Origin of the sequence: Palleronia aestuarii, from assembly GCF_003253995.1 — a bacterium.
Taxonomy (GTDB): domain Bacteria; phylum Pseudomonadota; class Alphaproteobacteria; order Rhodobacterales; family Rhodobacteraceae; genus Palleronia; species Palleronia aestuarii.
Genome location: NZ_QKZL01000024.1, coordinates 1 through 13,127, shown reverse-complemented (window position 1 = coordinate 13,127; position 13,127 = coordinate 1). Strand labels below are relative to the sequence as shown.

At 61.0% G+C, this 13,127-nt stretch carries 9 protein-coding genes and 3 pseudogenes; 4 read left to right on the top strand and 8 right to left on the bottom strand.

Annotated elements, in window-relative coordinates; all coding sequences use genetic code 11:
• Positions 1-479, top strand: a pseudogene (locus tag LX81_RS17795) (IS5 family transposase); the annotation flags it as partial.
• Between the two features lie 370 nt (positions 480-849).
• On the opposite strand, the gene LX81_RS17790 reads toward LX81_RS17795, so the two are convergent.
• The 6 genes from LX81_RS17790 to LX81_RS17765 form a co-directional block, all read right to left on the bottom strand.
• On the bottom strand, positions 850-1,767 hold the full coding sequence (locus tag LX81_RS17790) for a hydroxymethylglutaryl-CoA lyase (protein WP_111538657.1): 918 nt from the start codon (positions 1,765-1,767) through the stop codon (positions 850-852).
• A complete protein-coding gene (locus LX81_RS17785; RefSeq protein WP_111538656.1) occupies positions 1,764-3,728 on the bottom strand; it encodes an aconitate hydratase in 1,965 nt (654 codons plus the stop codon). Before LX81_RS17785 ends, LX81_RS17790 begins: the two co-directional genes overlap by 4 nt.
• The gene (locus LX81_RS17780; protein WP_234822686.1) at positions 3,721-4,182 is read right to left on the bottom strand and encodes a TRAP transporter small permease; all 462 of its coding nucleotides are present in this window, start codon (positions 4,180-4,182) and stop codon (positions 3,721-3,723) included. The genes LX81_RS17785 and LX81_RS17780 overlap by 8 nt, the downstream gene beginning before the upstream one ends.
• Before the next feature lie 129 nt (positions 4,183-4,311).
• Positions 4,312-5,349, bottom strand: coding sequence for a TRAP transporter substrate-binding protein (locus LX81_RS17775; protein WP_111538654.1), 1,038 nt, complete (start codon positions 5,347-5,349; stop codon positions 4,312-4,314).
• A 22-nt stretch (positions 5,350-5,371) separates the two neighbouring features.
• Complete coding sequence (locus LX81_RS17770) at positions 5,372-6,673, bottom strand: TRAP transporter large permease (RefSeq protein ID WP_111538653.1); 1,302 nt, start codon at positions 6,671-6,673, stop codon at positions 5,372-5,374.
• 48 nt (positions 6,674-6,721) lie between these two features.
• Complete coding sequence (locus LX81_RS17765; protein WP_111538683.1) at positions 6,722-7,927, bottom strand: CaiB/BaiF CoA transferase family protein; 1,206 nt, start codon at positions 7,925-7,927, stop codon at positions 6,722-6,724.
• Positions 7,928-8,133: 206 nt separating this feature from the next.
• Between LX81_RS17765 and LX81_RS17760 the strand changes: the two genes are divergently transcribed.
• Positions 8,134-8,847 (top strand): GntR family transcriptional regulator, encoded by a 714-nt coding sequence (locus LX81_RS17760; RefSeq protein ID WP_211322812.1) that lies wholly within the window; start codon positions 8,134-8,136, stop codon positions 8,845-8,847.
• A gap of 65 nt (positions 8,848-8,912) precedes the next feature.
• Positions 8,913-9,617, top strand: a pseudogene (locus tag LX81_RS23380) (IS6 family transposase).
• A 65-nt stretch (positions 9,618-9,682) separates the two neighbouring features.
• On the opposite strand, the gene LX81_RS17750 reads toward LX81_RS23380, so the two are convergent.
• Positions 9,683-10,060 (bottom strand): hypothetical protein, encoded by a 378-nt coding sequence (locus tag LX81_RS17750; protein WP_211322811.1) that lies wholly within the window; start codon positions 10,058-10,060, stop codon positions 9,683-9,685.
• Between the two features lie 158 nt (positions 10,061-10,218).
• On the bottom strand, positions 10,219-12,027 hold the full coding sequence (locus LX81_RS17745) for a PAS domain S-box protein (protein WP_111538651.1): 1,809 nt from the start codon (positions 12,025-12,027) through the stop codon (positions 10,219-10,221).
• A 217-nt stretch (positions 12,028-12,244) separates the two neighbouring features.
• Between LX81_RS17745 and LX81_RS17740 the strand changes: the two are divergent.
• Positions 12,245-13,036: pseudogene (locus tag LX81_RS17740) on the top strand (IS30 family transposase); the annotation flags it as partial.
• Between the last annotated feature and the right edge of the window lie 91 nt (positions 13,037-13,127).

Genomic DNA, 13,127 nt, shown 5'->3' with positions numbered 1-13,127 from the left:
CGGTTGAAAAAGGGGGGCGTGGCAGGCTGATCGGACGGAGTTCGAGGATCAGGAGACGATCCAGTGGATCGTTCCCCCGAGGACGGCGGGATGAACACGAAGCTTCACGCCATCACCGACAGTATCGGGCGCCCGATCCGGTTCTTCATCACAGCCGGACAAGTCAGCGACTATACCGGAGCCAGGGCTTTGGTGGGTAGTTTGCCGGCGGCCGACTGGCTGCTGGGAGATCGCGGATACGATGCCGACTGGTTCCGAGAAGACCTTATCGATAGGGGAATAACCCCTTCATCCCGGGACGGAAGTCGCGCGACAAGCCGGTCCGATATGATAAACGCCGCTACACGCGCCGCAGCAGGATCGAGATCATGTTCGGGCGCCTGAAGGATTGGCGCCGCATGGCCACTCGCCACGACCGGTGCCCGAAGGCTTTCTTGTCAGCGATCACCCTCGCAGCAACCGTCTTGTTCTGGCTCTAAATCAATGAGTCTGGAGCCTAGCTAATCGCCCGGGGCAGGGAGGTACAGATCAGACGTTCCACGTTTTGATCTCAGGCCAAAGAACGATGCCAAATTTCTCGATCTTCAGCACGAAGCTAAGGTGAAACGAAAGATTGAAGAGGTGGTTCGGTCAGTCTGTATAACCTGACAATGCCCCTGGAAGCTACGATACCAATAAGCGGCGTTGAGCCACGTCTTAGGTTTGCGACGGAGTACAGGGAAGACGCGATGGTAGGTCGGGATACGATCGAGGTGCTCATCTAAAAGGACCGATGTTGGTCCTCGCCTCGCAAGGTATGTTCTGGCAACCCGTCGGATCGCAGTCGGGATTGCCGGCCTGCCGCCTTTCTCAGACCGCGCGGCCTCGCGGCACGATACGGAGGTGGCTGGCTGTCTTTCCCCCCGGCAGTGCCGCGATCCTGTCCGCCGTGTCGAGCAATTTCGCCCGATCTATCCCCGTCGTGATCCCACCTTGCTCGAATGCAAATTGGAGATCTTCGGTGGCCGTGTTGCCTGTCGCACCCGGTGCGAATGGGCAACCCCCGAGGCCGGCCGCTGCGCCTTCGATGATCGTAACACCGGCGGAGTACGCGTACAGAGCGTTGGCAACTCCCATGCCGAACGTGTCATGGCCATGAAACGCCCATACCGTTTCGTCCGGCGCCTCCCGCATGACGGCTTCGAAGCGGTGCGCGACCGTCATGGGGTCCGCCCGGCCGGTCGTATCGCAAAGGGCGAACTCGGCGGCCGGCGCGATGACGAGCGCCTCGCCGGCGACCTTGCGAACCGCGTCGAGGGGCACGTCCCCGGTGAATGGGCAATCGAACGACGTCGCAAGATCGACCCGCAAACGTGAACCGCCATCCCCCGCCTCGGCAACGATCGCGCGGAGTTGGTCGAGCGATTGGGCGACGCTCTGGTTTACGTTAGCACGGTTATGAGTTTCGGAAACGGAAACGACGAAAACCAGATCAGGATATCCGGCCTCAAGGGCCAGGCTCGCTCCCTTTCCGTTCGGTACCAGGACCGACATGCGGCACCCTTCCCGGCCTTTGAAATGCGCCGCGATTTCCTTCATGTCGGCCATTTGTGGGATCGCTTTCGGGCTGACGAACGAACCCAGCTCCATGCGCGAGACACCGGCAGACAGGAGGTCTTCGACGATCGCAATCTTCTCCGCAGTGGGGATCAATTTGTCGATAGACTGGAAGCCGTCCCGCGGTGCGACTTCCAGGAGCGTTACCGAACCATTCCGCATGTCGGTCATGCCGATTGCTTCCTCGTACTGTTGTCACGGCGTTTCGCGATCCAGTTGATGACACCGCCACCCATCATGATGTCCACTTGCCGCTCACTGAGGGCGTGGTCGAGTTCAAGCGGCTCGGTCGACCCGTCAGCGCGGCGAATTTCCGCCGCGACGGTTCTGCCGGCATCGAGTTGTTCGCGGATGCCCTCGATCACGATGGTGTCGCCGATCCGAAAGTCCGGGCGCATGCCGCGGAACACCAGAGGTAGCACACCGAAGCTCGCAAGGTTCTGCCAATGGATACGTGCGAAACTCTCCGCGATCACAAGCCGGAGGCCGATGATCCGCGGAACGAGTGCCGCGTTCTCCCGGCTCGACCCCTGGCCGTAATTCTTGCCGGCGACGATCGCATGACCAGAGCCCGCCGCGACGTCCTCCCGTGCCCGGTCTGCATAGCTGTCGTCAACCTGCTCGAAAGCGTGATCCGCGGTGGCGAAGACGTTCGACCAGAGCGGAAGAACCCGCCCGGCCGGAATGATGTCGTCGGTCGAGACGTCGTCTCCGAGGGTCAAGAGCACCGGAACTTCGATCCGGTCCGGATAAGTATCAAAATCGGGCAGCAACGGTGTATGCTCCGTTCGGTAAAGGTCTGGCCGGTGACCCTCCTTCGGAAACACGAATCCCGCTTTGTTCATCGGCATCGTTTCGGGCTCCGCGATGCTCGGGTGCGCTCTTTGCAACGTGCGCGGATCGGTAATGACGCCGGCAAGGGCGGACGCGGCGCAGGTCTCCGGGCTGGCGAGGAAGACTGCGTCTTCTCGCGTGCCAGACCGACCGGGAAAGTTCCGTGGCACGGTCCGGATGGAATTGCGGCCGGTGGCCGGCGCCTGCCCCATGCCGATACAGCCGTTGCACCCAGCTTGGTGAATCCGCGCGCCCGCGGCAATCAGACTTCCGAGCTTTCCCTCCGAGACCAAAGCCTGAAGCACTTGGCGAGAGGATGGATTGATATCGAGCGACACTCCATCGGCCGCCCGTTCGCCCGCGACGATCTCCGCAGCCATCGCAAAATCGCGATAGCTCGGATTCGCCGACGAACCGATATAGGCTTGGTAGATCGGCTCGCCGGCGATTTCGGAAACTGGCACCACGTTCCCAGGACTTTGCGGCTTGGCGATCAGTGGGACGAGGGTCGACAGATCGATCCGGTCGGATCGGTCGTAGCTGCAGTTCGTATCGGCCGAGAGCGCCTTGAAATCGGCAGCACGACCACGGGCGGCGAGAAATTTCTCGACGGCCCCGTCGCTGGGAAAGACGCTCGTCGTCGCGCCAAGCTCGGCACCCATATTGGCAATCACGTGTCTGTCCATGGCGGAAAGGCACGCAAGGCCCGGACCGTGATATTCAAGGATCGCGTTGGTTGCACCTGACGTACCGTGACGCCGGAGCATTTCCAGGACCACGTCCTTGGCCGAAACCCAATCTGGAAGTGTTCCAGTAAGCTCGATACCAAAGATTTCCGGGCAGGTGATGTACAACGGCTCGCCCGCCATCGCCAGGGCGACCTCTACGCCACCGGCGCCTATGGCCAGCATCCCAAGCGAGCCAGCAGCGACCGTATGGCTGTCGCTTCCGATGAGGGACGCACCCGGAATGCCGAACCGCTCCATGTGGACCGGGTGACTGATCCCGTTTCCGGGGCCTGAATAGATCACGCCGAACCGTTCACAGGCGCTTTTCAGGAACAGGTGCGCGTCGGCATTGATTTCATCGGACTGGACAAGCCCATGATCGATATACTGGACGCTTGGGTTGGTGACGACACGGTCGACTTCCATCGCCTCGAGTTCAAGCATCACGAGCGTTCCGAGCACGTCCTGTAAAAGGGCTTGATCCATGCGGAGCGCAATTTCACCGCCTGGAGTCAGGTCTCCGGAGACAAGGTGATCCAAGAGCAGTTTGCGGGCTAGGTTCTCAGACAACGGCGTTTACCTTCTCGTCGGTCATCCGCGGGCGGAAAGGGTTCAGGGCGAACTGCAGGCCCAGCAGGGTGAAACCGATGGGCAGCATCGAATATGGGATCCAGTTCGGCGTTCCGAACGACGACGAGACGCGCTCGCCGTAACTCCAGGCGTCGTGCGCCATCAGGTAGCCGCGATAGGCGAGGACAGAACAGAACCCGATGCCGACGAGGCTGATGAGGACAGTGATGACGCGGGCGGCCACTGGGCTGGCGGCATCCTTCAGGAAGGTGATGCCGATATGATCGCCGCGCCGTTCGACATCCGCCGCGGTCATCAAAGCGAGGTAAACCACGAGGAAAGAGTTGATTTCGAGGCTCCAGGAGGTGGGCGCGGCAAAGAGATATCGCATCAGCGCATCGTAGGTCACGGTGATCGCCATGAAGGCGAGGGCCGCGACTCCACCTGCTTGCAAGATCCTCGATAGAGCGTCGATGGTCCTGACGGGGAGCGAAGTCATAAGGTAAATCCTGTCGTTAAGCAGGAGGATCGGATTACGAGCGGGCGAAGATCTTCCGCGCCCGGCCGCTCAAATGGTGGCGCCTTAAGCCGTCTCGCCCATCGCGAGCGCGATGGCCTGCTGGCCGATCTCTTCGCCTACTTCCTTCGTCCAAGCGGTCCGCACATTGGCCGACACCTCGGCGAACCGGTCGAGCGCGTCTTGATCCGGGTCGACGACGTCCAGCCCGCCTTCCCGGAATTTCGGCCAGTACTGGTTCTCGTAATATTCGACGTTCGCCTGTTTCGCGCTGTGCTCGTCGAACCATTGCGCTCCGTCGAGCATCGCCGATCTGATCTCTTCCGGCATCGCCTCGAAACGATCGGTCTGCACGAAGATGCCGATCGCGTACGCCGTGACCGGGATTTGGAGAACCTGCCTGACCTGCTCCTGGATCGAACGCCCGTTGATCGTCGAGATGTTCGCAACGGCCGCGTCGACGGTTCCACGCTGCAGCGCAAGATAAAGCTCGGATGACGGGATCCGGACTGCCGCCCCCCCGAAATCTTCGATCGCCTTTGTCGCCTCGAAAGAGACCACGCGGATCTTCTTGCCGTCGATGTCGTCGAGACTGCGGATGCCGGGATCGCCCGCCGACCAGATATATTCAGGCTCCATGATGCCGCCGCCGAAGCTGAGACAAGTCAGGCCTTGCTTGTTGAGTTCGGAATTGACCAGCTCGAAGAGAGGCGATCCGATGGCTATGCGCTCTGGGTTCTCGTAGAGAGGCCCGACAACACCCGGAAGACCCGTGATACCCAAGATGGGCAGTGACCGCGTAATGTAACTCGTTGTATGAAACATGAAGTCGATCGTACCGGAACGCAGCGCGGGTAGCTGTTCGTCCGCCGAAAGAAGCCGGGCAGAATCATAGAAATCGATCGCGACTGCATCGGCATGGTTGTCATTGACGTAATCGACGAAGCCCTGTGAGCCGTAGGCCAGGTCGGCATAGGACGGCGGCAGATACGTGACGCCGGTCAGCGTCTCCGCCGCCGATGCCGGTCGGCCGGACAGTGCAAGTCCCGCGCCGGCGGTCAGCGCGGCGGTGCCTGCTAGTACGGAACGTCTGTTGATGGTCATGGTTTTTCCTCCCCACGGGTGTCTAGTTTCTCATCAAGTTCGGCAGCCAGAGACTGATCGACGGCACTAGGACAAAAAGCGCCAGCATCAGGAACTGAATGACGACGAACGGGACCACTGAACGCACGATCTCCTCGATCTTCAGCATCGGGGCCACGGCCTTCAGCGTATAGAGGTTCAAGCCGACCGGCGGTGTGATGACGGCGATCTCGAGATTCATGACGAGGATGATGCCGAACCAGAGCGGATCATAACCCAGCGTCGTAATCAGCGGCAGAAGGATCGGGGTCGTCACCACAATGAGGGAGACGGCGTCGACAAGCATTCCAAGTCCAACGAGCGCCAGCATGATCAGCATCAAGATCACTTCAGGGGGAAGATTGGTGCCGACGAGGAAATTCGTTATCGCATCGGGTACGCGGACGAGATTGAGGTAATCCCCAAAGATCTTGGCACATCCCATGATGATCAGGATCGAGCCGGAGATGCGTGCGCTCTGGGCGATCACGTCCATCACGCCCCGGAAATCGAGGCACCGGAAAATCGCGACGGCGACGAGGAAGGCGCCGACTGCCCCGAACGCGGCCGCCTCGCTGGGTGTCGCGATGCCCGAGTAGATCGCGCCGAGCACGACCACGATAAGGAGCACGGCATGCCAGATGCCGCCGAGCGCCCGGATCCGGTCCCCCCAGCTGTATTCCACATGCTCGCCGCGCGGCGCTTCCTCCGGGTTAAGATAGGCGCGGATGAAGACGTAGATGCAGAGGGCCAAGGCCAGAGATAGGCCGGGGATAATCCCGCCGATGAACAAGTCCGCAACGGAAACCGACGAGACCGCTCCGTAGATGATGAGCGGCACCGACGGCGGGATCAGCATGGCGAGAGCCCCCGAGGCCACGACGCTGCCCGAGGCCAGGCGCCGCGAATAGCCACGTTCGAGCATCTGCGGAACCGCGATCGATCCGACGGCCGCCACACCCGCGATGGAGACCCCGCTGACCGCGCCGAATACCGCCGAGGCCCCGACGGTCGCGATGGCCAGTCCGCCACGCAGCCATTGCAGCCAGATGACCGCGGCCTTGAAGAGATTTGCGCCCACGGGTGTCGCTGCCAGAAACGCCCCCATCAGAACGAACAGCGGCAGAGCAAGCAATTCGAAGCTGTTCAACTGGCCGAAAAGCGATGTCGGCCCGAAGAAAAAGGCCATCGATCCGCGTGCCATGTAAAGCCCGGTCAGGCCCGCCGCGCCGAGAGCAAGAAATATCGGCGCTCCGAGGGCGATCAGCCCGAGCAGGAGGACGACGACAATAATGGGCTCGATCATCGTTCAAACTTCCCAAGCACATTGATGCGGAAAACCTCCATCGGAGCGTCATACCACATTGGCGGCTTTCAACTTCGCAACCTCGGCATCGCCATAGCCCAGCCAGTCCCGGAAGATTGCATCGGTGTGTTCGCCCAGCCTGGGCCCGGTATGCGCGATCGATCCGGGTGAAGCGGACAGCTTCGGGAACACGTTCTGCATAGCCATCATCCCCATCTCCGGATCCTCCAGGTGGGTGATCGCATCGCGCGCCGCGAAGTGCGGATCCTCCAGCATGTCCTGGGCGCGGTAGGTCAGACCGGCAGGAACGCCCGCGGCCGACAGAAGATCGATGACCTCGGTCGCTGTATGGCGCGACGTCCATTCCGCCACGATCGCATCGATCTCGGCCTGGTTCTCACCCCTCGCGCGATGCGTCGCAAAGCGCTCGTCCGCGCTCAATTCCGGCTTGCCCATGACCTTGCAGAGCCTCTGGAAGAGGCTGTCCTGGTTCGCACCGACAATGACGGTCCTATCGTCGTTCGTAGGATAGGCGTTGGATGGCGCTATGCCCGGCAGAATGCTCCCTGACCGCTCGCGGACATGCCCGCCCTTGTCATATTCGGTAACGATGTTCTCCATGACCGAGAGCACTGCCTCGAATATGGAGGCATCGACCATCTGTCCCTCCCCTGTCGCGTGGAGGTGCTGAAGGGCGAGAAGCGCACCCTGAAAGCCGCTCTGGCCTGCAAGCGTGTCGCCAATCGAGATGCCGGCGCGAACCGGGGGTCGATCGGGATATCCGGCGACATATCGCATGCCGCCCATTGCCTCGCATACGGAGGCGAAGCCGGCGCGTGCGCTGTAGGGGCCGGTCTGCCCAAACCCCGTTACCCGAACCATGATCAGGCGCGGGTTGATTTCCTTGAGAACGTCGTAGCCGAGCCCCCATTCCTCCATGCGTCCGACGCGGAAGTTTTCGACGAGGATGTCGGCGACCTTCACGAGGTCCCGAACGATGGACTGCGCCTCCTCAGTACGCAGATCGAGGGTAATCGACTTCTTTCCGCGGGCGATCACCGGCCACCAGAGCGGTCGACCCTCGCCATCGGCCCGCCCCCACTGTCGCATTGCGTCTCCGGTTCGCGGCGGCTCGATCTTGACGACCTCGGCCCCGAAATCGGCGAGCAACTGACCGCAGAACGGGCCAGCGATCAATTGGCCCATCTCGAGCACACGGATGCCGTCTAGCGGCTTGCGTTTCGGTTTAGTCATGTTCCCCCCGGTCGCGATGGCCTGTTGGCGGGTCCGAATGCGATGGCCCGCATGCCGGTCCGCGCGGGACGCCTCCACATCCCGCAGGCCGCCCCCTCGAACGACCTTGCCTGTTCCTTTAAGCTAGGACCATTGTATCCAATCCGTCAAGTGGGAGTGAGAAGAATTCGAATAACGGGCCAGAATTGGATCCAAGGAGGTCGCAGGTGACGACACGTACCAAGAAGAGCGGTCCGAGTATCAGGGCCAATGACAGGATCTACGAAGAGGTCAGGAACGGGATTCTTACAAAGCGCCTGCCGCCCGGTCAAAAGATCACCGAGGAACTGCTTGCAGAACAGTTCGGCGTCAGCCGGACCCCCGTGCGGTCTGCAATCGTCCGACTTGCGAGCGACGGTTTCGTCGAGATAACCCCGCATTCGGGGACGGTGGTCAAAAGACGCTTGCCTGGCGAGATTGCCGAGATCTACGACGTCCGCGCGCTTCTTGAGAGCGCCGCCGCAGGCCTCTGCGCCGACGTCCGCGAAGCCAAAGACCTTTCCGATCTCGAGCAGCTCCATGGTACGATGGAGGAAATATTCAACGCAGCGATGACCGGCGGAACCGCGCAGATCGAGGAATTGTCACTGCTCAACAAAAGGTTCCATGAGCGTATCCTGAAATCTTGCCGCAACGCCACATTGATGGAATCCGCGTCGAGGCTGATGGAGATCGGTTTTCTCATAAATACGTATGTGACGTTCTCCCGCGAGGAAATCGGCCGCAGCATGGATGATCATCGAAAGCTTATCACCGCGATCCAGAGCCGGGATGTTCACTGGGCCGAATGCGTAATGCGCTCGCATATCCTCGGCGCTCGGAACAGCTTGATGAAGGATCGCGTAGGATCATTGGGTTCTGATGCAGCAGGTACTTGTTAGTACGGAACTGTCACGGTAGTTTGGCTGTGATTGCGACGCTGCTGGCGCTTCGATAGCCGGGAACGGTGTCGATCACGCCGCCCAGCTACAAGCGCCACCGCTTTCCTCCCGAGATCATCGCACATGCGGTTTGGCTGTACGTCCGTTTTGATCTCAGCCTTCGTTCGGTCAAGGAGATGCTGCTCGAGCGCGGGATCGAGGTCTCCTACGAGACGCTCCGGCGATGGGTGATCAAGTTCGGCCCGGCGATTGCGTGCAACTTGCGCCGCCGGTCGGCGCGGCCCTGCGATATCTGGCATCTCGACGAGGTGCGCGTGAAGGCGCGGGGCGAGACGTTCTGGCCCTAGTGCCCGGTCGACCGGGATGGGTCGATCCTCGACGAAATCCTCTAGCGTCGGCGCGACAAGAAGGCGGCGAAGCGGTTGCTGAAGGCGCTACTAAAGAAAGCAAGTCGCCCGCCCAAACGCATCAACACCGACAAACTACGCTCCTACGGCGCGGCGAAGCGCGAGCTCACGCCGGGGCTGGAGCACCTGTACCACAAGGGGCTCAACAACCACGCCGAGAACAGCCACCTGCCGTTCCGCTCTCGCGAGCGGACGATGCGCGGGCATCGCTCGCCTGGCGGGCTGCAACGGTTCGTCGCCGTCCACTCCACCACGCGCAATTGCTTCGTTCCACCATCCCGTCGCTGCTCCGCTTCATCCACTCGATACCACCGGCTGGAAACCTTCGGTGTCTGGCGCGAGGCGGCAGGGCTCACCGCCTGAAGGCAAGTCCTTACGGCCATCCTCCCGCGCTCGCAAAGTTATCGTGACAGCTACGTCCGTGCCCATCAGTTCGCGGACTGTCTCCCGGGCCTCCTCGTCAACGAGGCGGATGACCGATCGGACCGAGGCGTCGGTACACTCAGGCTTGCGCGGACAGGCGCGGCGGTCGCCGGCTTGTAGCGTTTCACGCCGGTCTCGACGGTGATGTTGCGGTAGGTCAGATCGTGGCCCTCGGGGCAAATGAAGCAGTCGCGGTCCCGGTCGTAGACGAATGCGTCTCGGGTCAGCTTGCCGTCGGTCTGCGGCTTGCGATCGAGGACCGGGACGAAAGGCGTGACCTTCCAACTTAGGAGCCACGCCAGGAAGGGCGCGGTGCCGTAGCTCTTGTCCGCTGCCAGCGATGCCGGCGCAAATCCGAGCTTGGCCTTGGCCCGCTCAAGCATCGCCTTCGCCGCAACGATCTCCCGGCCGAGATCTGCAAGGTTCGTCGGGTGAACCCTTATCAAAGCCGCGCCCGATGGGCAGGAGACGAAGACGAACGCCACGTCGCGCGGCGCACTTTACGTCGATCTATTTCGATCGGCCCGCGGTAGCAGTCGGGTCACGCAGCGTTCTTGAGGTCGTCAATCAACGGCGCAGCTGGGCGGTCTTCTGACCCTTTCTGGGTGTCTGAGAGGAGCGAGAGCTGCGCTGAAAGTTCGCTTACAAGCTCACGACTTTCCTGTGCGAGGGCGGTGATGCGACCCGCTTCCGAAGTCGATTTATCGGCGAGGCTGCGCACCCGATCGGCGACGATAGCGAAGCCAGCGCCTGCCTTGCCGGCTAGGGCGGCCTCGATCGAGGCGTTGATAGCGAGCAGATCGGTCTGACGCGCGATCTGGCTCAGCGACCCTACGATCGTGTCGATCTCCACCGCGGCATCGATCACACCGTTGAGTGAACTAATTGACGTCTCGACCACCGCGCGACGGGCCGAGATGTCGCTGCCAAACATCAGGAACTTTTCCACTTTCCCGTTCATGTCGATTACGGCGGAGAAGACCGCGTCGAACCAGAGCGCCTGTTCGCGCGACGACGGCCAGGGCAGTTCGCAGCGAACGACCTCGCCGTGGCGCAGGCGCTCGACCAGCGATCCGTCGAGCAGTGTATCAAGACTGACGGCCGCACCCTCGTGGCCACCGAGTTCGTCCAGCCGTGCATTGGCCTCGGCGAACTCACCGGTGCCATTCCATTCGGCGATCACGTTGACGCTTCCGATGGCCTCGAGCTTGGTCGTGAATTCGAGCGAGCGCATCTTGGTTTCCGTGATGATGGTCTGTACCGAGATGTAACGCTCGATCTTGCCATCGCTCCCCTTGACCGGGTTTACGGCGAGGCTGGTCCAGTAGGGTGTGCCCTGCTTGGTGTAGTTCAGTATCTCGTCGAAGAACGGCGCTCCGTCGCGCAAGGCCATACCGATGCGCTTCACCGTTTCAGGATCGGTCCCCGGACCTTGCAGGAAATCACCCGGTTTGCGGCCCAGAACTTCATCGAACTCATAACCCGTCGATCGGGTGAAACCCGCATTCACGTACTCGATCCGTCCCTGCGCATCGCAGATGATGCTGGACGTATCGGTCCGCTCGGAGACGAGCGCGAGCTGTTCGTGCTTGCGCCGCGCCTTGACCATTGCCGTGATGTCGGTGGCGAACTTGATCACGCCGATGGGCTTGCCTGAGGCATCGAGCAGCGGGTTATAGCTCGCCTGGATCCAGATCTCGCTTCCGTCCTTGCCAAAGCGACGGAACTCTCCCGAAGCGAAGTGACCCTTGCCAAGCTTGTCCCAGAACGCGGCATAGGCAGGCGACCGTGCCTCGTCGGGATCCACGAAGATTGCGTGATGGCGCCCGGCGATCTCATCCGCGTCGTAGCCGAGCGCAGAGAGGAAATTGTCGTTGGCCCGGCGGATCGTGCCGTCGAGGTCGAACTCGATCACTGCCATCGAACGCGAAATGGCGTTGATCTGGCTCTCGGCATGCGCCGTAGCAAGCTTGGCGGAGGTGATGTCGGCGGCGAACTTGATTACGCCTGTCACGCGGCCGAAGAGGTTGGTGATCGGCGCGTAGCTGCCGTAGATCCACACCTCGCGTCCATCCTTGGAAACCCGGCGGAACTCTCCCGACTTGATGGTTCCGTCACCAAGCCCTTTCCAGAATGCGGCATAGTCGGGCGAGCGTACGTCATCGGGCAAAACGAACATCGAGTGGTGCTGTCCAACGATCTCGCAGGCCGCATAGCCCATCAGCTCAAGGAAGTTTCGGTTTGCGCGGCGAATCTTGCCTTTACGGTCGAACTCGATCACCGCACGCGATGTATTGATAGCCCTGGCCAAATGGCGGCGTCGAGACGGCAAGAACCGAAATTTGAACATCCGGAATATGACCTCGCACAATTATCTTCAAGACATTCGGGCGATGGACGTTTTGGACTGCAATGCTTTCGGAAAAGTAAAATCCAAAATTTGTCGCGGAATTCCAAATCCATCTATTACATAACATAACCTCTCAGAAAGGTATTGTTGGGATGGGTACATTCTAGACTGGGTTGCGATAGATCCCCTATCTTGCTGGAAAGCAAGGAGAAGGATGATGGCCCATACGGAGCTGAACTTGCGTGAACGGCGCACGATCGAGGACATGCGGAATGCAAAAGTGCCTGTGGTCCGGATCGCGGCCGAACTCGGGCGGCATCGTTCGACGGTCTACCGCGAGATCAGGCGCAACGCGTTCACGGACGACGAGCCGCCGTACCTAAGTGGCTACTACGGTATGACTGCGCAGCGCTCGGCGGAGGCCAGACGTGCGCGACGCCGCAAGTTGGTTCGATTGAGGGATCTTCGCGACGCGGTGATCTTGCAGTTTAAGGAAGGCTGGTCACCGGAACAGATCGCGGGTCGCCTTGGCTCCGAGGGTAGCCCCGTTCGCGTGAGCCATGAGACGATCTACACGTATGTCTACGGCCCCGATGGCCGATCCGGGGAACTGGCTCGCTATCTCCCAAGTCGTCGCAAGAAACGCCGGCCGCGATACGCCAGAAGGCCCAGAGGTCAGGTTTTCCCGCCGGACCGGTCCATTCATCAACGCCCCGGACAAGTTACGTCGCGCGAGACATTCGGTGACTGGGAAGGCGATCTGATGATCTTCGAGCGCGCCCAGGGAAAGATGAACGTGGCGTCCCTGGTCGAACGCAAGACCCGCTTCGCCGTGCTGTTCCGCAACAACGGCCGCAGCTCGACGCACATCATGCGCAGGCTGATTGACGTCATGGAACTTTTGCCCCAACCCGCCCGCCGGTCGATCACCTTCGACCGTGGCTTTGAGTTCCGTGAGTGGCGGAAACTGAAATCCGGCATCGGAACCGACGCCTGGCTCGGATGTGACCTGCCACGGGATTTTTACTCCACCGTCGATTAGAGTCCGCCCCAACTTGAGGACGGACAATGAAGCGAACGAGCTTCACGGACGAGCAGAT

Excerpts from the sequence above, each read along its gene's own strand:
- LX81_RS17790 (WP_111538657.1), bottom strand. The coding sequence starts at position 1,767 with ATGACCGACATGCGGAATGGTTCGGTAACGCTCCTGGAAGTCGCACCG.
- LX81_RS17775 (WP_111538654.1), bottom strand. The coding sequence starts at position 5,349 with ATGACCATCAACAGACGTTCCGTACTAGCAGGCACCGCCGCGCTGACC.
- LX81_RS17770 (WP_111538653.1), bottom strand. The coding sequence starts at position 6,673 with ATGATCGAGCCCATTATTGTCGTCGTCCTCCTGCTCGGGCTGATCGCC.
- LX81_RS17765 (WP_111538683.1), bottom strand. The coding sequence starts at position 7,927 with ATGACTAAACCGAAACGCAAGCCGCTAGACGGCATCCGTGTGCTCGAG.
- LX81_RS17750 (WP_211322811.1), bottom strand. The coding sequence starts at position 10,060 with ATGCTTGAGCGGGCCAAGGCCAAGCTCGGATTTGCGCCGGCATCGCTG.
- LX81_RS17745 (WP_111538651.1), bottom strand. The coding sequence starts at position 12,027 with ATGTTCAAATTTCGGTTCTTGCCGTCTCGACGCCGCCATTTGGCCAGG.